Source organism: Vibrio hepatarius, assembly GCF_018860525.1.
GTDB lineage: Bacteria > Pseudomonadota > Gammaproteobacteria > Enterobacterales > Vibrionaceae > Vibrio > Vibrio hepatarius_B.
Genome location: NZ_JAHKPM010000060.1, coordinates 75559 through 101423 on the forward strand (window position 1 = coordinate 75559; position 25865 = coordinate 101423).

Genomic DNA, 25865 nt, shown 5'->3' on the forward strand with positions numbered 1-25865 from the left:
GGAATGTTCCCATTTTTATTATAATTCTTTGCTCGGCATGAAGTGAGCTGAGTAAAATGAGAGTCCAATTCAGGGTGGATATGATTATGAGCAAGATTTCGAGGCAAGAGGTCGAGCACCTAATAGAGAATGTCGGTGGACGCGATAATATTGCTAGTGTGAGTCATTGTTTGACTCGGCTTCGCTTTGTATTAAACGATACTGGCAAGGCTGATACAAAAGCCTTGGAAGCTCTGCCTTTAGTGAAAGGTTGTTTTACTAATGCTGGCCAGTTTCAAGTTGTTATTGGCACTAATGTTGATGAAGTATATAAGATTCTGACGGAACTTTCTGGTCAATCTAGTGCATCAAAAGATGAAGCTAAGCTGGCTGCTCGCCAAAACATGAACGTTTTAGAGCGTGGTATATCGCATCTTGCAGAAATTTTTGTTCCGCTATTACCAGCAATTATTACAGGTGGTTTGATTCTAGGCTTTCGTAATGTGATTGGTGACATCAAAATGTTCGATGGCCACTCCTTGACCCAAATTAGTCAGTTTTGGGCTACTGTCCATAGCTTTTTATGGCTAATAGGTGAAGCTATCTTCTTTTTCCTCCCTGTCGGTGTGTGCTGGTCAACCGTTAAGAAACTCGGAGGTACGCCAATTTTGGGGATTACTCTTGGAGTGACCTTGGTATCACCTCAGTTAATGAATGCGTATTTGATCGGTCAGCAAATACCGGATGTATGGGATTTTGGTTGGTTTACGATTGAAAAAGTGGGTTATCAGGCACAAGTGATACCCGCAATGTTAGCTGGAGTAGCGTTAGCTTTTATTGAAACCAATCTTAAGCGCATTGTACCTTCTTATCTCTATCTAGTCGTCGTGCCTTTTGTTTCGATCATTGTCTCTGTGGTATTAGCACATTCTTTAATTGGTCCATTTGGACGCATACTGGGTGATGGTGTGGCATTTGCTGCTAAAGCAGCAATGACAGGAGACTTTGCCATCATTGGTTCGAGTATATTTGGCTTTTTGTATGCACCATTAGTTATCACTGGTATTCACCACACCACTAACGCTGTCGATCTGCAATTAATGCAAGATTTAGGTGGCACGCCAATATGGCCACTGATTGCTCTGTCTAATATTGCTCAAGCCTCGGCTGTTGTTGGCATTATTATTATTAGTAAAAAACATGGTGAACGTGATATTTCCGTTCCTGCTGCGATATCTGCGTATTTAGGGGTAACAGAGCCTGCAATGTACGGAATTAACCTGAAATACAAGTTCCCTATGCTCAGTGCAATGATTGGTAGTGCTATTGCGGCTGCTATTTGCGGCAGTGCAGGGGTGATGGCAAATGGTATTGGTGTTGGTGGCTTGCCCGGTATTCTTTCAATTCAGCCACAATTTTGGGGGATTTACTCTGTCGCCATCTTAGTGGCAATAATGGTGCCTACTGCTTTGACTTTATTTTTCTACAAGCGTGCTCAAATAAAAGGTGAGTTAGAACCTGTAAACGCTTAGCAACGATTCTGGTCGAGGCATTAATTATAGGCTCAACAGATCTTGATGATGATTCAACTATTTTATAATTTTTATTTTTTGGTAAGTGAACGAGACAATGACATTAAGCACACCTGATCAGCATTGGTGGAAAAAGGCCTCTATATATCAGATTTATCCTAAAAGCTTTTGTGACAGTGGTGATAAAGGGACTGGCGACCTTCAAGGAATAATTTCCAAGCTGGATTACCTGAAGTTACTTGGCGTCGACGCGATTTGGCTCACTCCGGTATATCAGTCTCCGATGATTGATAACGGCTATGATATTTCAGATTATTACGCTATCAATCCTGACTTTGGTACTATGCAAGACTTCGAGCAACTGGTGACAGAAGCTCGCCTGAGAGGCATTCGTATTGTCATGGATATTGTTGTTAATCATACATCTACTGAGCATGTTTGGTTTCAATCAGCTTTGGGAGACCAAAACAGTCCTTTCCGTGATTACTATATCTGGAAAGATCCTGTTGACGATGAGAAGCCCAACAATTGGCAATCTAAGTTTGGAGGTAGTGCTTGGGAGTTAGATAGTAAAACTGGTCAGTACTACTTGCACCTCTTTGCGAAAGAGCAAGCGGATCTTAACTGGGAGAATCCGGATGTGCGTCAAGCCGTCAAAGAAGTGATTAGCTTTTGGGCACAGAAAGGCGTTGATGGATTTCGTCTTGATGTCATTAATCTGATTTCTAAGCAGCAGGATTTTCCAAATGATGAAGTGGGGGATGGACGTCGTTTTTATACTGACGGCCCACGTGTGCATGAATATTTGCAGGAGATAAGTGAAGATGTGTTTCGAAAATATGGCAGTGTTACAGTAGGAGAGATGTCCTCAACTTCTCTTGAGCATTGTCAGCGATATTCTTCACTTGATAACAAAGAGCTTTCAATGGTGTTTAATTTTCATCACCTTAAAGTAGATTATCCTAATGGTGAAAAATGGACGAAGGCACAGTTTGATTTTATTCAGCTCAAAGAGATTTTTAACCACTGGCAAACCGGGCTAAATGGTCAAGGGTGGGGGGCATTGTTTTGGTGTAATCACGACCAGCCTCGAGTTGTTAGTCGTTTTGGGGATAATGAGCAGTATCGAATTGAGTCAGCAAAGATGCTCGGAGCTTCTATCCATATGATGCAGGGAACACCCTATATATACCAAGGTGAAGAGATAGGCATGACTAATCCTGGCTATACCTCTATTGCTCAGTATCGCGATGTCGAAAGTACCAACATATATGACATCATGGTCAATCAAAATGGTGTTAGTTCTGATGAGATGATGGCTATTTTAGCGCAGAAATCACGTGATAACTCACGTACACCCATGCAGTGGAATTCAGAGCGACACGCGGGGTTTTCTGCTTCTCAACCTTGGCTTGATATTGCCGATAACTATTGTGATGTTAATGCTGCTCAAGCGGTTGATGACAATAACTCGGTATTTTATTTCTACCAAAATTTGATTGCTTTGCGTAAGAATGTTGACGTGATTACGTCTGGCAATTATCAAGATCTTTACCCACAACACAAACAGATTTTTGGTTACCAGCGTCAGAATGAAACTCAAACCCTGATCTGTTTAAATAATTTTTACGCTGTTGAAGCACAATGCTTTCTTCCTGAAGAATGTGACATCAGTAAAGCTAAATACCTGTTGGGCAACTATGTAGATTTGACAGAGAAGGTGCCTTTACTTCAGGTTCTGCGCCCGTATGAAACGCGAATTATCTTATTTGAAAAGTAAACACACCCTCTTTAGTGTTGTCTTTTAGCCCTGCTTAGCAGGGTTTTTTGTTTTTTGGGGAGAGGGAGAATTAAAGATATAAAAAAACCAGCTCAAGAGAGCTGGTTATATTGAATATGGTGGAGGGGGACGGATTCGAACCATCGAAGGCAGTGCCAGCAGATTTACAGTCTGATCCCTTTGGCCACTCGGGAACCCCTCCAGGGTGTTTTTATCCTTAATTGATGTTTTCCCAACACAGCAATCAAGCCTTATATATGGTGGAGGGGGACGGATTCGAACCATCGAAGGCAGTGCCAGCAGATTTACAGTCTGATCCCTTTGGCCACTCGGGAACCCCTCCAGGGTGTTTTTATCCTTAATCGATGTTTTCCCAACACAGCAATCAAGCGTTAAATATGGTGGAGGGAGACGGATTCGAACCATCGAAGGCAGTGCCAGCAGATTTACAGTCTGATCCCTTTGGCCACTCGGGAACCCCTCCAGGGTATTTTTATCCTTAATCGATGTCTTCCCAACACATCAATCAAGCGAGGACCGAATGATAGCAAACTCGTTAAAGCTGTAAAGCCTTTTCTTGTAATTTTGAATTGAATGCTGACTTTTTGGGCAAAGAGGGAAGGAATGAGTATTAATTTAGTAAAGATAAGTTTATTTTCTCTTAAATTTCATTGATTTAGTTTTTTTTGGAGTAGAGTGTAGGCGCTTTAGTCATATCTAGCACTAAGGCTTCTCATCCTAATTGAGTATATTTTGATGATGTTGAGGGTTGTAAATCACTCCAAACAGCATAAAGAGTGGAGTTATTGATTGTGGATAGGGCGGATAATATGACCGAATGAACCAAAGTCTGAACTTACAGTTTATTTCTTTCTCTTTACATTGCTTGACGTTTTTAATGTTGTTAACCAAGTAAACTATATGTAGCTTTTTGATACAGAACCTAATCATGAAAAAAACAATTATTCTAAGTATCGTTTCGTTTTCATTGGCGGTAATAACGTCAGTGGCCAGTGCTCGAAATGGTCAGATGCAAGCCGTCACTGTAGTAACAGAACAAGTCCAAAGTCATCAAATTTCTCAATCATTAACTTTAGTGGGTAAAATTGAAGCCAAACAATCCGTGGTTATAGCCTCTGAAGTGACTGGTCGAGTGAATAGGATTGCTGTAAAAGCGAATCAGCAAGTTAACACCGATCAGATGCTTATTCAGTTAGATGATGATAAAGCTAAGGCCAGTATTGCTGAAGCAAATGCTTATCTTACTGATGAACTACGTAAACTTAAAGAATTTGAACGGTTGGCGAAAAGCAATGCGATTACTCAAACCGAGATTGATGCTCAGAAAGCGAGTGTCGACATCGCTGGGGCACGCTTGGATGCAGCCAAGGCTGACCTTAGTGACTTGCATATCAAAGCGCCTTTTTCAGGAACCGTCGGTTTTATTGATTTTAGTCTTGGTAAGTTAGTCACCGCAGGGGATGAGTTAGTTACATTGGATGATCTATCGGTGATGCAGCTTGATCTGCAAGTGCCGGAACGTTACCTATCACAAATTTCTAAAGGAATGGAAGTCATAGCGACAACGGCTGCTTGGAATGGCCAAGAATTCAGGGGACAGGTTGTAGGTGTGGATTCGAGAATCAATCAGGAGACCTTGAACTTACGAGTACGGATTCACTTTCTAAATCCAATCAGTAAGCTTAAACCTGGTATGTTAGTGACGGCAACCATGGCTTTCACTGCTTTAGAGGCTCCTATTATCGCAGTACAGTCTCTTGAATATTCAGGCACTAAACGCTACGTGTACCTTGTTGATGCGAACAATAAGGTTAAGCGAACTCAAGTCTTTTTGGGTGCTCGTATTGGTAATCAGGTTGTCATAGAGCGAGGGGTATCAATTGGCGATAAAATTGTTGTTCAAGGTATAGTTAATATGCGTGACGGGATTTCTGTAACTGAGCTTAATCAGAGTAGTCAGTCAGATGAGGCTCTACTGGAAGGAGCTGGCTAATGTGGTTATCTGATGTTGCAGTAAAACGGCCTGTTGCTGCGGTCGTACTTAGTTTGCTCCTATGTGTATTCGGTATTGTTTCATTTAATAAGCTCGCTGTGCGTGAAATGCCTGATATTGAAAGCCCAGTGGTTTCTATCAGTACTCGATATGAAGGCTCCTCTGCAACCATAATTGAAAGTCAGATTACGTCAATACTGGAGGATCAATTATCCGGTATAAGTGGTATTGATCAAATTGAGTCAACCACACGAAATAGTATGTCGCAAATCATGATTACCTTTGAGCTTGGTTATGATCTTAATACTGGCGTGAGTGATGTTAGAGATGCGGTATCTAGAGCGCAGAGGTCTTTACCTGATGAAGCTGATGATCCGATTGTCTATAAGAACAATGGCTCTGGTGAAGCCTCCTTATATATTAATTTGAGTTCTTCTCAAATGGATCGGACACAGTTAACTGATTACGTTGATCGAGTACTTCTAGATAGGTTCAGTCTCATTTCGGGTGTGAGTTCTGTGGATATATCAGGCGGTCTTTATAAAGTAATGTACGTCAGGCTAAAGCCAGCCGAAATGGCAGGACGTGGAGTAACAACAGCCGATATCACCACTGCACTTAATAATGAAAATATTGAGAGCCCTGGCGGGGAAGTACGTAATGACCAAATCGTCATGTCTGTACGCACCGCGCGAAGCTACAACAAAGCTGAAGACTTTGAATATTTGGTGGTAAAGCGAGCCAGCGATAATGCTCCAATATATCTCAAAGATGTGGCTGATGTGTTTATTGGTGCTGAAAATGAGAGCTCTACTTTTAAAAGTGATGGCATTGTTAATGTCAGCATGGGGATAGTGCCGCAGTCTGACGCTAACCCGCTTGATGTGGCAGATCGAGTTCATGAGGAAGTGGAAAAAATCCAGAAGTTTTTACCAGAGGGGACTCGGCTTGCCATTGATTATGACTCGACAGTATTTATAGAACGCTCTATCACAGAAGTCTATAACACTTTATTTATCACAGGGGGTTTAGTTGTTCTCGTTCTTTATATTTTTATTGGCCAAGTTAGGGCGACCCTTATTCCTGCTGTTACCGTTCCGGTTGCTTTAACCTCTTCTTTTATCGCCGCTTACTACTTTGGTTTTTCAGTAAACCTTATTACTTTAATGGCACTTATTTTATCCATTGGTTTAGTTGTTGATGATGCGATTGTGGTGGTAGAGAACATATTTCATCATATTGAAAGAGGTGAAAAGCCGCTCCTAGCCGCTTATAAAGGAACGCGAGAAGTTGGATTTGCTGTTGTGGCAACCACATTGGTTTTGGTGATGGTTTTTCTGCCTATCTCTTTTATGGACGGTATGGTTGGATTACTGTTTACTGAGTTCTCTGTTTTGCTCGCGATGGCTGTTATTTTTTCGTCTCTCATTGCATTGACTTTGACTCCTGTGCTGAGTAGCCACTTATTAAAAGCGAATGTGAAGCCAAATCGATTTAATCAACGTGTTGATCGTCTTTTCTCCTGTCTTGAAACGGGTTATCGGAAGCTACTCTCAATGACCTTAAAGTGGACGTGGTCTGCTCCTATTATTATTTTGGCTTGTGTGGCAGGAAGTTGGGGGTTAATGCAACAGATACCTTCTCAATTAGCTCCATCAGAAGACCGTGGTGTTGTGTTTGCTTTTGTTAGGGGGGCTGATGCAACCAGTTACAACCGAATGGCGGCAAATATGGAAAGCGTTGAGCAACGTTTACTGCCAATGTTGGGAGGAGGATTTCTCAAATCATTTAGTATTCAGTCGCCTGCTTTTGGTGGTAATGCTGGTGACCAGACTGGATTTGTTATCATGATACTTGATGATTGGAATGATCGTGATGTAACAGCCACACAAGCTTTAGCTAAAGTAAAACAAGCGCTAAGTGGTATTCCTGATGTGCGTATATTCCCGTTTATGCCAGGCTTTCGAGGTGGCTCTAGTGAACCAGTCCAGTTTGTTTTGGGTGGCGCTGATTACTCTGAACTAAAAGCCTGGGCAGAGAAAATAGAGCAGCTTGCCGAAGTTTCTCCCATGATGGAAGGTGCTGATATTGATTACTCAGAGCGCACACCAGAGTTAGTGGTGAATGTAGATAAACAGCGAGCCGCTGAGCTAGGTATTAGTATCTCAGATATTTCTGATACGCTTGAAATTATGCTGGGAGGGAAAAGTGAAACGACCTTTATTGAGCGTGGTGAAGAATACGATGTGTATTTACGTGGTGATGAAAACCGTTTTAATAATGCAACGGATCTTAGTCAAATCTACTTAAGGACTAGCTCTGGCGAGTTAGTCACTTTAGATGCGGTAACTAAGATAGAAGAAGTCGCTTCATCTATTCGCTTGTCTCACTTCAATAAACAAAAATCAATCACAGTAACGGCTAACTTATCAGAAGGTTATACCTTAGGAGAGGCGTTAGACTATTTAGACCAACAAGCTATTGAGATACTGCCTGGTGATGTTTCGGTCAGTTATGCCGGGGAATCAAAAGATTATAAGGAGAATCAATCGAGTATTTTGCTTGTATTTGGTTTAGCTTTGCTTGTTGCTTACCTAGTATTAGCGGCGCAGTTTGAGAGCTTTATCAACCCCTTAGTTGTTATGTTCACAGTACCCATGGGAATATTTGGTGGCTTTATAGGACTACTAGTTATGGGGCAAGGACTCAATATATACAGCCAAATAGGCATGATAATGTTGATTGGTATGGTAACCAAGAATGGTATTTTAATTGTCGAGTTTGCTAACCAGCTACGTGATAGAGGTTTTGCATTTGAAAAAGCGATTATTGATGCGTCAGCTCGACGTTTACGACCTATTATGATGACGGCCTTCACTACCTTGGCTGGGGCGATACCACTGATCTTTTCTTCTGGCGCTGGATATGAGAGTCGAGTGGCTGTCGGGAGCGTTATTTTCTTTGGAATGGGCTTTGCGACGTTAGTTACTTTGTTTGTTATTCCTGCAATGTATCGACTTATTTCAATATCAACTCGATCGCCTGGGCATGTCGAAGCTGAATTAAACAAGGAACTTAGCCATGATGTGAAAGCGCGCAGTTCACACTAAGTCTCACCCAGCTCTTTAGTAATAAGGAGCTGGGTGAATGAATGCTATCCGTAGTGGACAGAGTAGCGGGTAGGTTTGTGATTCATTGCCAGGACTATATTGAGTAAAATGGCACCTAGAATAGATAAAGATATGCTGGTGAGTGAAACAAAAAAGCATGAAGTGGCGAGAATACAGCAGTCAATGGCTAGCTGACATTTACCAGCAGAAATGCCATATTTATCTTGTATGAATAAGCAAAGTACGTTGAATCCGCCAAGGCTCGAGCAATGGCGAAATAAAATCAGCATACCTAACCCCATCAACAGTCCTCCAGCTACAGCGCAGTACACGCTGTTAATTGTTTCTAGGCTGATAACAAGGTAAAGGTGATCAGACAGTACAGATACCAGAGCACCTGAAATCATACTACTTGTTGCAAATCGAGGACCAAATCGACGCCATGCAAGAACATAAAAAGGGCAGTTGGTTAGAAAATAAACTACGCCAAAAGAAAGCGGTACGAACTGACTAAACAAAAGAGCTAAGCCTGTTGTCCCGCCGGTTAACAATTTGGCAGATTGAAGAAAGAAAATGCCTTGTGCGACAAGAAATGAGCCAGTTAAAATCGCCATCCAGTCTTCTTTGGGTGAATGTTTGTCCATTGAATAAAAATAAAATAGTAAATAATGGCAGGCATGGTAGTGAAAAAAAATCGATTTCGGTAGCTTGGTAGATACATTTCAGGTAAACCTATGTACTTATCGTTTTACGATCCGTAAAGAGAAAAATTGACACTTTTGTTATCCATATACTTTTTTGGCAACAATAGGTGACACCTTCTGCGTCACTCCGTGAAAAGCCCTTATAAGAAAAAGTATAATTTTCTCTTTATGGCTATCATCAAATTATGTAGAATGCGCGCTATTAACGCAATGCAAACGTTTGCGTGGGTTTATTTATGTAGGTTAATAGGCTATTCGTAGATTTTTATCAATTTCAGTTTAACTCTGAGTTAGGAGATATAGATGCTAAAGCGTGATATGAACATTGCAGATTATGATGCGGAATTGTTCACTGCGATCCAAGAAGAAACTCGTCGCCAAGAAGAGCATATAGAACTTATTGCGTCAGAGAATTATACCAGTCCAAGAGTCATGGAAGCACAGGGCTCTCAACTTACTAACAAGTATGCTGAAGGCTATCCTGGAAAGCGCTACTACGGTGGCTGTGAGTATGTTGATAAAGCTGAAGCCTTAGCGATTGATCGTGCATGTCAACTTTTTGGTTGTGCGTATGCTAATGTTCAACCTCATTCTGGTTCACAAGCAAATAGTGCCGTTTATATGGCATTGCTTAATCCTGGTGATACTGTATTGGGAATGAGTTTAGCACATGGTGGTCATTTGACTCATGGCTCACCGGTTAACTTCTCAGGCAAGCATTACAACATCATTCCTTACGGTATTGATGAAGCAGGCCAGATTAACTACGATGAAATGGAATCACTGGCATTAGAGCATAAGCCTAAGATGATCATTGGTGGTTTTTCAGCTTACTCTCAAATTGTTGACTGGGCACGTATGCGTGACATTGCCGACAAGGTTAATGCCTACTTATTTGTTGATATGGCCCATGTTGCCGGTCTTATTGCTGCTGGTGTATACCCTACACCAGTCCCCCATGCCCATGTCGTGTCGACAACTACCCATAAAACACTTGCAGGCCCTCGTGGCGGATTGATCCTTTCCAATGCTGGTGAGGAAATGTATAAGAAGCTCAATTCTGCGGTATTCCCAGGTGGCCAAGGTGGCCCACTTATGCACGTTATCGCGGGTAAAGCCGTTGCTTTCAAGGAAGCACTTGAGCCTGAGTTTACTGCTTACCAAGAACGTGTGGTTAAGAATGCCAAAGCTATGGTTGCTCAGTTCCAAGAACGTGGCTTTAAAATTGTCTCGAATGGTACTGAAAACCATCTATTTTTAGTTGATTTGATTGACAAGGATATTACAGGTAAAGATGCTGATGCAGCGTTAGGATCTGCCAATATCACAGTTAACAAGAATTCGGTACCTAATGACCCACGCAGCCCGTTTGTAACATCTGGTATTCGTATTGGATCGCCAGCTATTACTCGTCGTGGCTTTACTGAAGCTGATGCTAAAGAGCTTGCTAACTGGATGTGTGATGTACTAGATAACCTTGGTAATGAAGATGTAATAGCCTCAACGAAGGCTAAGGTTTTAGATATCTGTAAGCGTTTACCTGTTTACGCTTAAGTTTTATAATGCAGAAAAAGGCGGTTGATGTCATCTATCAGCCGCCTTTTTATTTCAGTTAATTATTTAGAAATGCTGAGTAGTGTGCCTGACTTACATTTGAATGAATAGTACTTGCGACTTTCACTGAATTTCCCCAGCCCTTCTCCGTGACAGTAGTCAATATTAATGTCACGCATAGTTTGAAGAGTTTCTTCACTGGCTAGAGCAAATTTTGAACCATCTGCGCAGACGATGCGAACTCGGCCGTCATCGCTAACAGAATAGAGTTCAACCTCTGTATTACACAGTTCAAAAGATGCTTCACGGAAGTTATCTTGTTGAGTGTTTGATGCGCAACCCGCAGTCAATGCAGCGATTGCTACAGCAATAAAACCTAGTCTTTTCATTATAATCCCTTGGAAAAATATCGTTTTTGGAGTTATTAGAGCTAGCCTATAGAATAGTGCGATCTCATTCAAGAAGTGAACAATAAAAGGGTTGACTGATTCAAGAAGTGAGCAATAAAAAAGGCTAACCTAGTCAGTTAACCTTTTTTAATGGTATTGCTGCCGAAAAATTAACGCTGAAGTTTACAATATTAGCCTACTTCGATGCCTTGAGCTTGTAGATCTGCATGATAGGAAGAGCGGACAAACGGTCCACAAGCTGCATGCGTAAAACCAAGTTCAAGTGCTATTTCTTTCAGTTCATCAAATTCAGATGGTGGAACATAACGTTCTACTGGAAGGTGATGGCGGCTGGGCGCAAGATATTGACCAAGGGTTAGCATAGTCACGCCGTGAGTACGTAGATCCTTTAGAACGTCAATGATTTCTTCTTTCGTTTCACCAAGGCCCATCATAATTCCTGACTTGGTTGGAACAGCAGGGTGTTGCTCTTTAAACTTTTGCAGAAGCTGTAATGACCATTTGTAATTAGCTCCTGGACGCGCCTTACGATATAAACGTGGAGCGGTCTCAAGGTTATGGTTAAAAACATCAGGTGGGTTGTCTTTTAACAGCTCAAGTGCCACGTCCATACGGCCTCTAAAGTCAGGGACTAAAGTTTCGATACGGATGTTGGGATTTTTTGCACGAATCTCGCGGTTGCAATCAGCAAAATGTTTTGCACCACCATCGCGCAGATCATCGCGGTCTACTGATGTAATAACTACATATTTCAGCTTCATATCTGAAATAGTTTGGGCAAGCTTTTGTGGTTCATTTTCTTCAGGTGCAACAGGTCTTCCGTGAGCAACGTCACAGAAAGGACAGCGGCGAGTACAGATGGCACCAAGGATCATGAAAGTTGCTGTTCCATGGTTAAAGCACTCCGCTAAGTTAGGGCAGGATGCCTCTTCACAAACGGAATGAAGATTGTTTTTACGCATTGCAGATTTAATTTCTTGGATGCGCTGGCTGTCAACAGGCAGTTTAATCTTCATCCAGTCCGGTTTGCGTAGAATTTCTTTTTTCTCAGTTGGCATATTCTTGACTGGAATTAGTGCCATCTTATCAGCGTCACGGTATTTAACGCCTTTTTCCATTTGGATTGGTTTACTCATGCTTTTTACTTCTCTTTGCTTCTCATCGCGTAGGAGAGGCTTCTGTGCTAAATTCTATTTGCTCGTAACCCAGCAAAGCGACAAGCTCTTCGACTAATGTCTTTTCAACTTGGGCAAGGTCTTTTGGTCCACCAAGTTGGCTCATTTGGACCATTTCCATCCCCGCATAGCCACATGGATTGATACGTAAAAAAGGTGATAAATCCATATTCACGTTAAGTGCTAATCCATGAAATGAACAGCCTTTGCGGATCCTAAGGCCCAAAGAGCAGATCTTTTTATCATTAACATAGACGCCTGGTGCATCTGGTCGTGCTGTTGACTCTATATTGTAATGCTTTAATGTTTTGATAACGAGAGTCTCAATTGAAGTAACGAGCTCTCTTACACCCAGCTTTTTGCGCCGAAGGTTAATTAGGAAATAAGCAACTAATTGACCAGGGCCATGGTATGTTACTTGTCCACCTCTATCGCTTTGAACGACGGGGATGTCACCAGTGTTGATTAAATGTTCTGCTTTGCCCGCTTGCCCTTGAGTGAAAACAGGGTTGTGTTCAACAAGCCAAACTTGATCACAAGTATTCTCAGTTCGAGTATCTGTGAAGTCATGCATCGCTCGCCAAATGGGCTCGTAGTCTTGCCGCCCCAAGTGCATTACAACAAGCTGGTTTTGCATTCCCGATCCTATCGTCAGTTAATCAAGTTTACAGATTATAAACTGGTTCGGTTTATGGAACTATATATTAGAGAGATATTTTTAACCATTTTTAGAGAGGTGGTATTTATATCTATCTGATATATATAAATAAAATGGCATGGAATCTGATTCTAAATTTATTGGGATTAGCCAAATGAATTTACAGAACCATGCGGACTATATCAATCTCACCAAGCTCTTTATATAGAACTTCTACTTGTTCAATCGATGTTGCTGTAATCGTTATAGAAACGGAGTTGTAATTCCCTTTAGCGCTTGGTTTTACCGTGGGGCTATAGCTACCTGGAGCATGTCTTTGTATGACTTCAAGTACTTTTTCCGGCAATTCCGGTTTAGCGTAGCCCATCACCTTATAGGTAAAGGAGCAAGGGAACTCAAGCAGATCTTTCAGTTTTGCATCTGAGTTGATGGTCAACATTTTGAAACTCCAAATTGGATGTCATTTAGCCAGCGCGAAATAGTACTGCTATTCAAGTAAAATCTCAACAGGTCCCAAGAACAAAGAAAGCCGCTAAACGCGGCTTTCAAGTCTGGAAGCTGGGATGATTAAAACATGCTTTTAAACAACATGATTATATAGTCCCAAAGACGACTGAATAAACTTCCTTGTTCTACATCTTCCAGAGCAAGAAGTGGGTATTCAGCGACATCTTCGCCTTCTAGCTGATAGTATAGCTTACCGACAACATCGCCTTTCTTAATTGGCGCTTCTAGTTCTTTCTCTAGAACAAAACTGGCTTGAAGATTTTTTGCTTGGCCACGAGGAAGCGTGACATAGGTGTCTTGATCAAGGCCAAGAGCAACTGTGTCTTTATCACCCATCCAGATTTTTTCTTCGACAAAGGTTTCGCCCGCTTTATGGGGGGCAACAGTTTCAAAGAAGCGAAAGCCGTAGCTTAGTAGTTTTTTACTTTCAGATTTACGCGCGTTAGCGCTTTTGGTGCCCATGACAACAGCAACTAAGCGCATTTGCCCTTCGGTTGCTGAGCTAACTAGGCTGTAACCTGCATTACTGGTGTGGCCGGTCTTTATGCCATCTACATTCATGCTTTTATCCCACAGTAAGCCATTACGGTTATACTGAGTGATGCCGTTATAAGTATATTTTTTTTCGGAGTAAATACGATATTCATCCGGAACATCGCGGATCAGAGCTTGGCCTAATAGTGCCATGTCATAAGGCGTAGAGTATAAATTAGGGTTGTCTAAGCCATGTACGTTAGCAAAATGCGTATCTTTCATACCTAGGCTATCTGCCCAAGCGTTCATTAAATCAACAAATGCATCTTCTGAACCAGCTATGTGTTCAGCCATTGCCACACAAGCATCATTACCAGACTGAATAATAATACCACGGTTTAGGTCGTTTACTTTGACTGTCGTACCCACTTCAATGAACATTTTTGAAGAGTCAGGGAAATTTTTAGCCCAAGCATTTTTACTAATGGTGACTTCATCATCAGGAGATATGTTTCCTTGTTCCAACTCTTGACCAATGACATAGCTCGTCATCATTTTAGTCAGACTTGCTGGGGATAATTTTGTATTCATTTCTTGTTCTGCCAGTACTTTGCCCGAATGATAATCCATCAGAACATAGCCTTTGGCAGAAATTTGCGGTGCATCAGGCACGACGATCGGTGAGGCGAACGAGGAAGATGCGAATGTTGCGGAAAGCGCAATAGAAGAAGCAAAAACGGATTTAATTAGCGTTGTTTTTTTCATATTGACTACAGATTTTAATAAACTGTCCATATCTTAACAGAAACAATCGCTCAAGCCAGTGTACTACATGCATCAACTGGTTTGAGGACTACAGGGATTTTATAAAAGCGCTCGAGTAACCCAATATCTTAACTTGTTCTAATGTCTTTTGCGTCAGCATATAGTCATCAAATGGGCCCAAAAAGACACGATGCATGCTTTTATCTGAGTTTATGTAGGTCTTAACAGAAAGTTTTTGACTCAAATCTTTCGCTAAAGTTCGAATTCTATCTTCATGTTGTGATGAGGCTACTTGAACGACAAATTTAGGCAGTGCCTTTTGTTTGTGTTTTGCGCTAGGTTTTTCTACAGAAATGACTTCTAGTTTAATATTGGCAGTGCCGGTTCGTATTACATCGAGTTTAGCTGCCGCCGCGTAACTTAGGTCGATAACACGGCCGTGGTGAAAAGGTCCTCTATCATTTATTCTAACAACAGTGGTTCTACCGTTGTCTTTGTTGGTGACTTTTACATAGCTTGGAATAGGTAATGTTTTATGGGCGGCGGACATTGAGTACATGTCATAGACCTCACCATTTGATGTCAAGTGACCATGAAACTTCTTACCGTACCATGAAGCTATCCCTTCTTGTTTAAAGCCTTGAGGCTCCTTGATAATCGAATAATTCTGCCCTCTTAGGGTATAGTCACGATTTCCACCTACGCTATAAGGCTCATACTGAGGATGCGCATCTTCAATATGATCGACAGAGATCGGTGAGTTTGGTGCAAGGTCATCGTCGATAGAATAACGTTTTGATGGTGCAGAAGAGCAGCCAGATAAAACGATCGCGGCACAAAGCATACCGAGTAGAGGATTACGAAAAATCATTTATGTTGCCTTTGAGAATGCTTTTCTATGAGTGTGTATAGACATCAATATGCCAAAGCCTGCCATTAGAGTTACCATCGATGTTCCTCCATAACTAATCAGAGGTAATGGAACCCCGACCACAGGTAGAATACCACTAACCATACCAATATTAACAAAAACATAAACAAAGAAGCTCAATACTATACTTCCTGCCATCATTCGGCCAAAAGCAGTTTGTGCCTTGCTGGCTAAAATAAGGCCTCGGCCAATCACAAATAAATACAAGCTAAGTAAGATTAAGATGCCAATTAACCCCCATTCTTCTGCAATAACAGCGAAGATAAAATCTGTATGGCGTTCAGGAAGGAACTCAAGTTGAGATTGGGTTCCTTGTAACCAGCCTTTACCTGATATTCCCCCTGAGCCAATGGCGATTTTGCTCTGAATAATGTGATACCCAGCACCTAGAGGATCGGATTCTGGGTTAAAAAGGGTTCTTACTCTGACTTTTTGATATTCCCTCATCATAAAAAACCATAAGATAGGTAAGAAAGCACCAAGGCTGCATACTGCAGCAAAAATGATTTTCCAACTAATTCCAGCAAGAAAGATCACGAAAATACCTGAAGCAGCAATCAATATTGAGGTACCAAGATCTGGTTGCTTGGCAATAAGAATCGTGGGTACACATACCATCACTAGTGATATAACTAGCGTTTGAAAACTAGGTGGTAGTGAGCGTTTGCCAATAAAACGCGCCACCATTAAAGGTACTGCGAGTTTCAAGAGCTCAGAGGGTTGAAAGCGAACGAAGCCTAGGTTTAGCCAGCGCTGAGCTCCTTTTGAGGACTCCCCAAAAAATAGTACCCCAAGTAGCAAGAGTACGCCGACTGTGAACATGAGTGGGGCGAGTGTTTCGTATGTCCGAGGCGGTATTTGTGCAAGTAAGACCATGATACCTAGAGATAAGGCCATTCGCATTGCTTGTCGATCCATCATTCCAAGGTTCTGCCCGCTGGCGCTATACATAACGACGAGACCAAAGGCCATTAATACCAAAATTCCAAGTAACATAGGAAGGTCGATATGGAAACGTTCAAATAGAGCTCGGTTTTGGCCTGTGGCTGGGTCAAAATCCATGATTATTGTGCCTCTTTATCTTCTACTAACGCATGGTCAAAAATTTTTCGTACTAAAGGCCCGCCTTGTGATGAGCCCCCTCCAGCATTTTCCAACACGACTGATACAATCAGTTCTGGTGCATCGAGGGGAGCAAAACCGGTAAATAAAGCATGATCGCGCAAATGTTCGGCAATTTCTTCGGCATTGTATTCTTCATCTTCACCTAAACCAAATACTTGCGCGGTACCTGACTTCCCACCGCTGGTATATGGCGTTTTGTAGAATGAGCGACGGGCTGTGCCTTTAGCTCCGTGATTTACTAGGCGCATACCTTCTATGGCCATATCCCAGAAGCGGCTTTTTACACCTTCAATTGGAGGGTAGGTTTCACTATTAGTCAGCACTTGGTCTTCAAATGGTTGTCCATTATCTATAGTGCCTCTTAAAAGGTGGGGAGCCATTACTTTACCTCGGTTGATCAAGACAGAGGTTGCTTTCGCAATTTGCATCGGAGTAGCAGTCCAATAGCCTTGTCCAATGCCTACAGGGATGGTGTCCCCTTGGTACCAAGGAACGCGGTGGCGGGACATTTTCCATTCCTTAGTCGGCATGTTGGCCTTACTTTCTTCATAGATATCGATACCTGTTTTTTCGCCAAAACCAAACAACATCATCCAGTTTGATATACGGTCAATTCCCATGTCGTAAGCAATTTGGTAAAAAAAAGTATCTACTGATTCTTCTATTGATTTTACAATATTGACCTTGCCATGCCCCCAGCGTAACCAATCTCTGAATGGTTTGGTCTTAGAGTTGGGGATTTTCCAATAGCCAGGGTCGTTGCGTGTGGTATACGGAGTGACGACGCCTTCTTGAAGCGCAGCAACTGCCATAAAAGGTTTGATGGTAGAAGCGGGCGGGTAGATACCTAGGGTAGCTCGGTTGACTAAGGGGCGATTTATATCATTTAGTAAGGCGTTATAGGCTTTACTAGATATGCCATGTACAAAAGAATTTGGGTCATAACTTGGACTGGAAATCATAGCTAAAACACCATTATTATTGGGATCTAGCACAACGACACTACCACGACGTTTGGCAAGTAATTGATGAATATACAGCTGCAGGTCAATATTTAAGTTGAGGACAATATCTTTACCTGGAGATGGAGGTATATATTTGAGCGTGCGAATAATACGACCACGGCTGTTTACTTCGACTTCTTGATAGCCTGCTGTCCCATGCAATAAGTCCTCATAATAGCGCTCTATACCGAGCTTACCAATGTCTCGTGTCGCCTGATAATTACCATCTTTGCCCTCACGGCTAAGCTTTTTCATGTCTTTATCATTAATTCTTGATACATAACCAATGACATGGGTGAGGACTTCTCCATATGGATAGTGTCTTTTGAGGTTTGCATTGACAGTTACACCGGGGAATTTATGCTGATTGACGGAAAATTTGGCGACTTGCTCCTGAGTTAATTGTGTCAAAATAGGCACGGATTTAAAACGACGTGAGTGGCGTCGCTCACGTTCAAAACTCTCAACTTGTTCGGGGGTGATTTCTAGATATTTTCGCAGTTGTTCTATAGTCCCCAGCATGTCTTTGATTTTCTCTGGGGTAATTTCTAAGCTAAATACTGGGCGGTTTTCTGCAAGTAATTTACCATTACGGTCGTAAATAAGGCCGCGGTTTGGAGCGATAGGAACAATTTTTATACGGTTATCGTTGGAACGCGTTTTGTAATCCTGATACTGATTGATTTGAATATTGTATAGATTGGCAACGAGTAAACCTACAATAGTGATGATTCCAATGAAAGCGGTGATAGCACGGCTCTTAAATAGCTTTGCTTCTTCTTGATAGTCCCTAAACCGGGTGTGCTTCCTTATCATTGGGTACTTTATTCTCGGTGGTATGGGTGGTTTGTAGTAATACTCCAAGCGCGATAAAGGCTTTCTGCCATGACAATCCTCACTAATGGATGTGGCAGTGTTAGAGCTGACAGTGACCAGCTTTGTTCGGCAGCCGCTTTGCAGGCTGGAGCAAGGCCCTCTGGCCCACCAATTAGAATAGATACGTCGCGACCATCTAGTTTCCAACTATTGAGCTGTTGTGCCAATTGCGGTGTATCCCACTTTTTACCAGGGATATCTAGGGTGACGATTCTACTTCCTTTTGGTACCGAAGCTAACATAGCTTCGCCTTCCTTTTGTAAAATTCTTGCTATATCAGCATTTTTACCGCGTTTCCCAGCGGCTATTTCAACCAGTTCTAAGGGCATATCATGAGGAAAACGGCGTTTATATTCTTGAAAGCCGTCTTCGACCCATCTGGGCATTTTGTTGCCAACTGCAATCAACTGTAACTTCACAAATTAGCCCCAGAGCTTTTCTAATTGATAAAGCTCACGTTGTTCTTCCTGCATGACATGGACGATGGCATTACCCATATCAAGTACTACCCATTCTCCTTCGGAATCACCATTAATACCAAGTGGTTCAAGGCCTGCATTTTTCGATTCTTTGGCAACATGCTCGGCTATCGAATTAACATGGCGCTTTGACGTTCCAGTACAAATAATCATGTAGTCGGTAATACTTGATTTACCTTTAACGTTTAAGGTTTTGATATGTTGTGCTTTCATATCATCTGCTTTTTCGACTAAAAAATTATTCAGTTGCTCAAGTTGCAAGGTGTTGTCCTCATTGTATAGGTAAATCAAAGCACAGTATTATATCATGCTTTTTACAGCTCAATTTGTGGTAAGCACATCTCAATACTTAACTGCTGTAATAATGGCCAACAGGAAGTCTCATATTGAGTTTTGGAAAGAATTTCTGCTTTGGCAATTAACTGTATTAATTGTGTTAGCTTATTTTTTGATAGTCTGCTTGATGCACTAGAGTATAAGGCTCGCTTTGATTGCCAGATTTTATGGGATTCGAAGATTTGCCCTATAGGCTGAAATTGTATTTTCTGCTGTATTGTGAGTAGTAGTATGAGTTCTTTTTGTATTGTCCTAAGAAGAATTGTAGGCTCAATTCCCTCCGCTTGTAACTGGCGTAAGATACGCTGACCACGCTTGGCTTTACCGATAAGTAAAGCATCAGACCAATGAAATACGCTAAAGTGGTTACTGCGGCTGAGTGAATCTTGAAGTCTGATTAAGTTTAATTGTCCATCAGGATAGAGCAGAGCGAGTTTTTCTAAGCTTTGTGTTAGAGCAAATAAATTGCCTTCATGCCATTGTGCTAGTAATTGAACAGCCTCAGCGTCAGGGTGGAGTTTCATTTTTCTACAACGAGCCTGCACGAATTGAGGTAATTTGCTGAGGTCTGGAGTGAGGCAGCTTACCCAACACCCTCTTGAAAAGAGGGCGTTAAACCATTTAGCTTTTTCTTGTGCCTTAGTCAGTTTTTTACCTATGATGACCAAAATAATGTCATCATGTAGCCTATCCGCTAGGTTTAATAAGGCATTAGCAATGCTGGCGTTTACACCAGCGTCAGGCAGTTCTAGTTCAATTAATTGACGAGATGAGAATAAACTCATGCTTTGGCAGCAATGGTAGATTACATTCCAATCGAAGCTAGCATCAATAGCAAAGTTGTGTCGCTCCTCAAAGCCCTGAGCAAAAGCGACCTCTCGAATTGATTGACGTGATTCTTGCAGTAGCAGAGGCTCATTGCCAAACAGTAAATAAGTTGAGTGAAGCTGTTTGCCCAGTTGTTCAGGAAGCCTTTCAGCAAAAAGTCGCATTACATTGCTACTCTACACTGTCAATATCTGATGACTTTTCAAAGTCTTGTTCATCAAAAGATTCAAGCTCTTCTTTTGTTAATATATGTCCAGCTTTGATATCTGAGCGCAAACGAGCCATCTGACGGATAATTTGCCCTGCAGCAAACTGACGCATTTCATCTTCTATCATGTCCCTCTCAACAGATTTTGCTAATGCAGTTAACGGGTTTTCTAAATAACTGCGACTGACGCTTGTAGAAAAGGTTTTATCGCCTAAGTCGGGAATAGTGACACGGTATGTTGCTGTAAAAGTGAGTTCTTTTTCAGCGGCGGTCGTATTTTGATAAAGCGATAAGTTTCGTTCACCTACTCCTTCGTCTATGATGTGCAGGTTGGGTATATTTTCTGATGGTGGGACAAGGTTGACTTCATTGATACGTAACTGAGATTTCATCATTCTTGTAAATGATCCATATTGATCATAGCTGGTGAGTGAAAGAGTGCCAAGTTCTTCAGGGATTGAGTAATCACCCCGGAGATGAAACCCACATGCTGATAATAGGCTTGCGGCAAGAATGACGCTGACTAATTTTGTAAAAGATATTGAAATTATGCGCATTAGTGAAACTTTCTCAGTTATAGGAATACTTATCTTAATCTACTCAATGAATACACTGAGATAAGTAAAGCAGGGTGAAACTACACCCTGCTTTAAATTGGCTTGCGAGTTAGTTTGCTACTATGTTCAAGAGTTTACCCGGTACGTAGATTACTTTACGAATGGTATTGTCTTGTGTGAATTTAGTAACATTCTCATCATTTAGAGCGAGCTTCTCGACTTCCTCTTTTGTGATGTCTGCGGGTACAGTTAATTTACCGCGCAGTTTACCATTGACCTGAACAATAATTAATTTTTCATCTTCAACTAATGCACTTTCATCGTGAATTGGCCATGTTGCACCATCGATATCAGATCCACCAAGAGCCGCCCATAGTTCGAATGAAATATGTGGAGTAATTGGGTAAAGCATTGTGACAACTGCTTTTAGTGCCTCAGCAAGAATCGCACGATCTTGAGTCGATTCTTGAGGTGCTTTTGCTAGCTTGTTCATTAGTTCCATGATAGCGGCAATTGCTGTGTTGAATGTTTGGCGGCGAGCAATATCGTCAGTGACTTTGGCAATAGTCTTGTGAACATCGCGCCGCAATGCTTTCTGGTCGCCAGATAAAGTGGCAGTATCAACAGCAGCAGCAGAACCTTTTGCTGAATGCTCATTAACCAGCTTCCATACACGCTTTAGGAAGCGATTAGCACCTTCCACTCCAGATTCTTGCCACTCAAGGGTCATATCTGCTGGTGAAGCGAACATCATGAATAGGCGTACAGTATCAGCACCGTACTTATCTACCATCTCTTGTGGATCAATACCGTTGTTCTTTGACTTTGACATTTTGATCATGCCTGAGTGAGCAACATCACGACCTTGATTATCTTTTGCTGAAGTAATGCGCCCTTTTCCATCACGATCTACTGTTACATCTGCTGGGGTTACCCACTCTTTGCCGCCTTTGTCATTTTCAAAGTAGAAGGCATCTGCCAGAACCATACCTTGGCAGAGTAGTTTCTTGAATGGTTCGTCAGATGTCACGTAACCTGCATCACGCAATAGCTTGTGGAAAAAGCGAGAGTAAAGCAGGTGCATACAAGCGTGTTCGATACCACCTACGTACTGATCTACTGGTAACCAATAGTTGGCTTTTTCAGGGTCTAGAATATCATCTGCTTGAGGTGAACAGTAACGAGCATAATACCAAGATGATTCCATGAAGGTATCGAAGGTATCCGTTTCACGTAGAGCAGGTTCACCGTTATATGTTGTCTTGGCCCATTCTTTATCAGCTTTAATAGGACTGGTTACACCATCCATGACTACATCTTCTGGCAGAATCACCGGTAGTTGATCAGCTGGTACTGGGTGAACTTCACCATCTTCAGTGGTCACCATCGGAATTGGAGCACCCCAATAACGTTGACGAGATACACCCCAGTCACGAAGGCGGAAGTTAACGGTTTTATGACCTTTACCTTCTGCTTCGAGTTTTTCTGCGATGGCATTGAAGGCAGCTTGGAATTCAAGGCCATCGAATTCACCTGAATCAAACAAAATACCCTTTTCAGTGTATGCTTCTTCAGAGATATCTAGTTCGCCAGCAACGGGCTTGATTACTGGCACTATGTCTAGACCGTATTTAGTCGCGAACTCATAGTCACGTTGATCGTGAGCAGGAACTGCCATTACAGCGCCTGTACCATAGTCCATTAAAACAAAGTTAGCGACGTAAATTGGGACTTCTCGACCATTTAATGGATGAATAGCAGTCAGGCCTGTCGCCATTCCTTTTTTCTCCATTGTGGCAAGTTCAGCTTCTGCAACCTTATTATTTTTACACTCATCAATAAATGCAGACAGCGCTGGATTATTTTTCGCAGCAGTCGTGGCAAGAGGATGACCAGCGGCAATACCGACATACGTAACCCCCATCAGTGTATCAGGGCGAGTGGTATAGACTTCTAATTCTTGCAGACCTTTTACTTCAAACTTTAGTTCAACCCCTTCAGAGCGACCGATCCAATTACGTTGCATGGTTTTGACCATTTCAGGCCAGCCATCTAGGTTATCTAGTTCGTCTAAAAGTTCTTGTGCGTATTCAGTGATTTTAATAAACCACTGGGGAATTTCTTTTTGTTCTACTGGAGTATCACAGCGCCAGCAGCAACCATCCTCCACTTGTTCGTTGGCGAGAACGGTTTGATCGTTAGGACACCAGTTGACAGAAGAAGTTTTCTTATAAACTAAGCCTTTACTATATAGCTTTGTAAAAAATTCTTGTTCCCAGCGATAATACTCAGGTGTGCATGTTGCAAACTCACGGTTCCAGTCATAACCAAAACCAAGTAACTTCAGCTGGTTCTTCATGTACTCAATATTTTCATAAGTCCAAGGTGCAGGCGCAGTATTATTCTTTACTGCTGCATTTTCTGCTGGAAGACCGAATGCATCCCAACCTATGGGTTGCATGACATTTTTGCCCTGCAAGCGTTGAAAGCGAGAGACAACATCACCGATAGTGTAGTTCCGTACGTGACCCATGTGCAGTCGACCACTTGGGTAGGGGAACATAGAGAGACAGTAGAATTTTTCTTTGTTTGGGTTTTCACTTACAACAAAGGTTTTGTTGTCATCCCAGTGTTTTTGAACTTTTTGTTCAATATCTTGTGGGTTGTATTGCTCTTGCATCGATGATATCCGGTTATCTTGGAAATTGTGAGTTCAGTTAGAACAGACATAAATAGATCGTCATAGAATACCTAAAGGAGAGGAGTACAACAATAGCTTACTCAGTTCAATTGTTCGAAGGAGGCGACTATGTCTAAAAGCAAATTGGGTTATGAGGAAATGTTTGAGGATGTGGTTGAAGTACTTAAGCACAGCCCAGATGAAATTAATCGCGTTCTGGTAACCTCAGAAAAATTAGTTGAAGCGGCAAATGATTTGACTAAAGATGAACTCGCTTTGGTCTCTGCATATGTAAAATCAGATTTAAAGGAGTTTTCTGAAAGTTTTGAAGAGTCAAAAGGGGGGCCATTTTACTTAATGGTTGAAGATTCAATATGGCAGGGTTTACTAGAGATTACTGATCGAACAAAAGTGGAATGGGTCGAGTTGTTTGATGATCTTGAACATCAAGGCTTATATCAGGTTGGAGAGGTGATTGGTTTAGGTATTTTAGTTTGTGATGAGTGTGGGCATAAGATTCAATATAATCATCCTACAGTTGTTATCCCATGTATTAAATGTGGTTGCAAGGGCTTTAGCCGTAAAGCGCTGAGGCCATAATTTGTTCATATACTTCAATTGGTGAAGGGCTATGTAGCTTCCTAGCCCTTTTATTCCATTTAGTCTTTCAGTCGCCAACCTATAACTAAGCTAAATAATACCCAGATATAAAGTGGCCATGTGCCAAACTTATGAAAGGGAGTTTGGCCACTTGTAGATGTGACTTGAGTGCGAAGGACGCCAGTTTCAAATTGAGGAAGCTGAGCAATGATTTTTCCACGATAATCGGTAACAGCAGTAACTCCGTTATTTGTTGAGCGGATGACTGGTTTACCCAGCTCCATGGCGCGCATACGGGCAATCTCCATATGCTGGAGTGGGCCAATGGATTTACCAAACCATGCGTCATTTGACAGTGTGAGGATAAAATCAGTATCTGGTGTTACATTTCGGCGAACTTGCTCGTTAAATATAATTTCATAGCAGAGTGCAGATGCTATATGCCTTCCATTTGCTATTATGTTAGTTTGAATAAAGTCCCCACGGGTAAAGGATGACATGGGGAGATTAAAAAGAGGGGCTAAGGGCCTTAAAATATCTTCAAACGGCACGAACTCACCAAACGGTAGTAGATGATGTTTGTGGTATCGCATACTCATATCTAGGCGATAATCGCCATAAGTGGTTTTACCTAACGTAAGAATGCTATTAAAGAACTTGTCATTTTTATCTTGATTGAGCACACCTGTAACAATTGCACTATCGTTCATTTTCCCTGCAGAATCGAGATTACTTAAATAGGAAGGGATTTCAAATTCAAATGCTGGGATGGCTGCTTCGGGCCAGATGATGATATCAGCATCCCAATTTTCACGAGTAAGATCGGTATACTTCATAATGGTTGGCCAGCGCTGCTTAGGTAACCATTTTTTGGCTTGATCCACGTTTCCTTGAATTAGCGCAAGCTTTGTCGTGCTTTCTGGGTTTAGCGTAACCCAGTGAGTGGATTGTAAGCCGAAGCCAGTACATAATACGGTTAATGGAATAAGCAAGTGCATCCATTGTTTTTTCATTATGGCATAGGCGATTGATCCTGCTGAAAGGATCAAAAGCAGAGTAATGAGTTCGACTCCGCCTATTGGTGCAAAGTTAACTAATGGCCCCTCAATTTGGCTATAACCAAGCCATAACCAGGGGAATCCAGTCATAACCCAACCTCTTAGCCAATCACAGCATAGCCAGATGGCTGGGGCCGCCATAAGAAAGCGTATGCGATTATTTTGCCTAAAGTAACGGTTTAGAACCCAAGCGAAAAGTCCAGAATAAATAGCCAGATACCCTATCAATAAAGACATAAGGAAAAGACTGGCAATTTTGGGCATGCCACCGAATTTATCAATACTAATATGTACCCAGCTTATCCCTGTGGCAAATTGACCGATTCCCCAAGCATAACCAATCCAAAGAGCAGATCTACTTGATTGATTGTGAATCAATATCATTAGCAGGGCAGGACTAAGAATCGCAATTGGCCAAATCTGGTAGGGAGCAAAAGCAAGTGTGGTGAGAGCGCCAATAAAAACGGCCGCTAGCGGCCGTTTTAGGCGATGAAAAAGTTTTTTTATCATCGTAGTACTAT

General features: G+C 41.9%; 21 protein-coding genes and 3 tRNA genes. 6 read left to right on the forward strand and 18 right to left on the reverse strand.

The window, feature by feature from the left end; genetic code table 11:
* The first annotated feature begins 86 nt into the window (after window positions 1-86).
* Window positions 87-1511, forward strand: coding sequence for a PTS trehalose transporter subunit IIBC (treB, locus tag KO511_RS17195; RefSeq protein WP_215988632.1), 1425 nt, complete (start codon window positions 87-89; stop codon window positions 1509-1511).
* Between the two features lie 97 nt (window positions 1512-1608).
* Window positions 1609-3291, forward strand: a complete 1683-nt coding sequence (gene treC / locus KO511_RS17200) for an alpha,alpha-phosphotrehalase (RefSeq protein WP_215988633.1) — start codon at window positions 1609-1611, stop codon at window positions 3289-3291.
* A 117-nt stretch (window positions 3292-3408) separates the two neighbouring features.
* Here the strand turns inward: treC and KO511_RS17205 are convergent.
* From KO511_RS17205 to KO511_RS17215, 3 genes are all read right to left on the reverse strand, one after another.
* Window positions 3409-3493 (reverse strand) — tRNA-Tyr (locus KO511_RS17205).
* A gap of 56 nt (window positions 3494-3549) precedes the next feature.
* Window positions 3550-3634 (reverse strand) — tRNA-Tyr (locus KO511_RS17210).
* A 56-nt stretch (window positions 3635-3690) separates the two neighbouring features.
* A tRNA-Tyr gene (locus tag KO511_RS17215) sits at window positions 3691-3775 on the reverse strand.
* A gap of 465 nt (window positions 3776-4240) precedes the next feature.
* On the opposite strand from KO511_RS17215, the gene KO511_RS17220 reads away from it, so the two are divergent.
* Both KO511_RS17220 and vexH read left to right on the forward strand, forming a co-directional pair.
* Window positions 4241-5305, forward strand: a complete 1065-nt coding sequence (locus tag KO511_RS17220) for an efflux RND transporter periplasmic adaptor subunit (RefSeq protein ID WP_215988634.1) — start codon at window positions 4241-4243, stop codon at window positions 5303-5305.
* Entirely contained in the window at window positions 5305-8415 is a 3111-nt protein-coding gene (gene vexH / locus KO511_RS17225) for a vibriobactin export RND transporter permease subunit VexH (protein WP_215988635.1), read from the forward strand. Before KO511_RS17220 ends, vexH begins: the two co-directional genes overlap by 1 nt.
* Before the next feature lie 44 nt (window positions 8416-8459).
* Here the strand turns inward: vexH and KO511_RS17230 are convergent, their stop codons facing one another.
* Window positions 8460-9059 carry a YitT family protein gene (locus KO511_RS17230; RefSeq protein WP_215988636.1) on the reverse strand — a complete coding sequence of 200 codons (600 nt, stop codon included), beginning with the start codon at window positions 9057-9059 and terminating at the stop codon, window positions 8460-8462.
* Window positions 9060-9422: 363 nt separating this feature from the next.
* Here KO511_RS17230 and glyA point away from each other — a divergent pair, with 363 nt between their 5' ends.
* Window positions 9423-10673, forward strand: coding sequence for a serine hydroxymethyltransferase (gene glyA / locus KO511_RS17235; protein WP_215988637.1), 1251 nt, complete (start codon window positions 9423-9425; stop codon window positions 10671-10673).
* A gap of 62 nt (window positions 10674-10735) precedes the next feature.
* Here the strand turns inward: glyA and KO511_RS17240 are convergent, their stop codons facing one another.
* From KO511_RS17240 to leuS, 13 genes are all read right to left on the reverse strand, one after another.
* Window positions 10736-11062: a hypothetical protein gene (locus tag KO511_RS17240; protein WP_215988638.1), complete on the reverse strand. Its 327-nt coding sequence runs from the start codon at window positions 11060-11062 to the stop codon at window positions 10736-10738.
* Window positions 11063-11253: 191 nt separating this feature from the next.
* Window positions 11254-12219 carry a lipoyl synthase gene (gene lipA, locus KO511_RS17245; RefSeq protein ID WP_215988639.1) on the reverse strand — a complete coding sequence of 322 codons (966 nt, stop codon included), beginning with the start codon at window positions 12217-12219 and terminating at the stop codon, window positions 11254-11256.
* 22 nt (window positions 12220-12241) lie between these two features.
* Window positions 12242-12895 carry a lipoyl(octanoyl) transferase LipB gene (lipB, locus tag KO511_RS17250; RefSeq protein ID WP_215988640.1) on the reverse strand — a complete coding sequence of 218 codons (654 nt, stop codon included), beginning with the start codon at window positions 12893-12895 and terminating at the stop codon, window positions 12242-12244.
* A gap of 181 nt (window positions 12896-13076) precedes the next feature.
* Window positions 13077-13355 (reverse strand): DUF493 family protein YbeD, encoded by a 279-nt coding sequence (gene ybeD / locus KO511_RS17255; RefSeq protein ID WP_215988641.1) that lies wholly within the window; start codon window positions 13353-13355, stop codon window positions 13077-13079.
* A gap of 128 nt (window positions 13356-13483) precedes the next feature.
* A complete protein-coding gene (locus KO511_RS17260) occupies window positions 13484-14662 on the reverse strand; it encodes a serine hydrolase (RefSeq protein ID WP_215988642.1) in 1179 nt (392 codons plus the stop codon).
* Window positions 14663-14750: 88 nt separating this feature from the next.
* Window positions 14751-15533 (reverse strand): septal ring lytic transglycosylase RlpA family protein, encoded by a 783-nt coding sequence (locus KO511_RS17265; protein ID WP_215988643.1) that lies wholly within the window; start codon window positions 15531-15533, stop codon window positions 14751-14753.
* Window positions 15534-16655: a rod shape-determining protein RodA gene (gene rodA, locus KO511_RS17270; RefSeq protein ID WP_215988644.1), complete on the reverse strand. Its 1122-nt coding sequence runs from the start codon at window positions 16653-16655 to the stop codon at window positions 15534-15536.
* 2 nt (window positions 16656-16657) lie between these two features.
* Window positions 16658-18538 (reverse strand): penicillin-binding protein 2, encoded by a 1881-nt coding sequence (gene mrdA / locus KO511_RS17275; protein WP_215988645.1) that lies wholly within the window; start codon window positions 18536-18538, stop codon window positions 16658-16660.
* A gap of 8 nt (window positions 18539-18546) precedes the next feature.
* Window positions 18547-19017 (reverse strand): 23S rRNA (pseudouridine(1915)-N(3))-methyltransferase RlmH, encoded by a 471-nt coding sequence (gene rlmH, locus KO511_RS17280; protein WP_215988646.1) that lies wholly within the window; start codon window positions 19015-19017, stop codon window positions 18547-18549.
* A gap of 3 nt (window positions 19018-19020) precedes the next feature.
* Complete coding sequence (gene rsfS / locus KO511_RS17285; protein ID WP_215988647.1) at window positions 19021-19338, reverse strand: ribosome silencing factor; 318 nt, start codon at window positions 19336-19338, stop codon at window positions 19021-19023.
* Window positions 19339-19391: 53 nt separating this feature from the next.
* Window positions 19392-20405: a DNA polymerase III subunit delta gene (holA, locus tag KO511_RS17290; RefSeq protein WP_215988648.1), complete on the reverse strand. Its 1014-nt coding sequence runs from the start codon at window positions 20403-20405 to the stop codon at window positions 19392-19394.
* A 7-nt stretch (window positions 20406-20412) separates the two neighbouring features.
* Entirely contained in the window at window positions 20413-21006 is a 594-nt protein-coding gene (lptE, locus tag KO511_RS17295) for an LPS assembly lipoprotein LptE (protein WP_215988649.1), read from the reverse strand.
* 109 nt (window positions 21007-21115) lie between these two features.
* On the reverse strand, window positions 21116-23686 hold the full coding sequence (gene leuS, locus KO511_RS17300; RefSeq protein WP_215988650.1) for a leucine--tRNA ligase: 2571 nt from the start codon (window positions 23684-23686) through the stop codon (window positions 21116-21118).
* 129 nt (window positions 23687-23815) lie between these two features.
* Here leuS and KO511_RS17305 point away from each other — a divergent pair, with 129 nt between their 5' ends.
* Window positions 23816-24286 (forward strand): zinc ribbon-containing protein, encoded by a 471-nt coding sequence (locus KO511_RS17305; protein ID WP_215988651.1) that lies wholly within the window; start codon window positions 23816-23818, stop codon window positions 24284-24286.
* Between the two features lie 59 nt (window positions 24287-24345).
* Here KO511_RS17305 and lnt read toward each other — a convergent pair whose 3' ends face one another.
* Window positions 24346-25854, reverse strand: a complete 1509-nt coding sequence (lnt, locus tag KO511_RS17310) for an apolipoprotein N-acyltransferase (RefSeq protein WP_215988652.1) — start codon at window positions 25852-25854, stop codon at window positions 24346-24348.
* Between the last annotated feature and the right edge of the window lie 11 nt (window positions 25855-25865).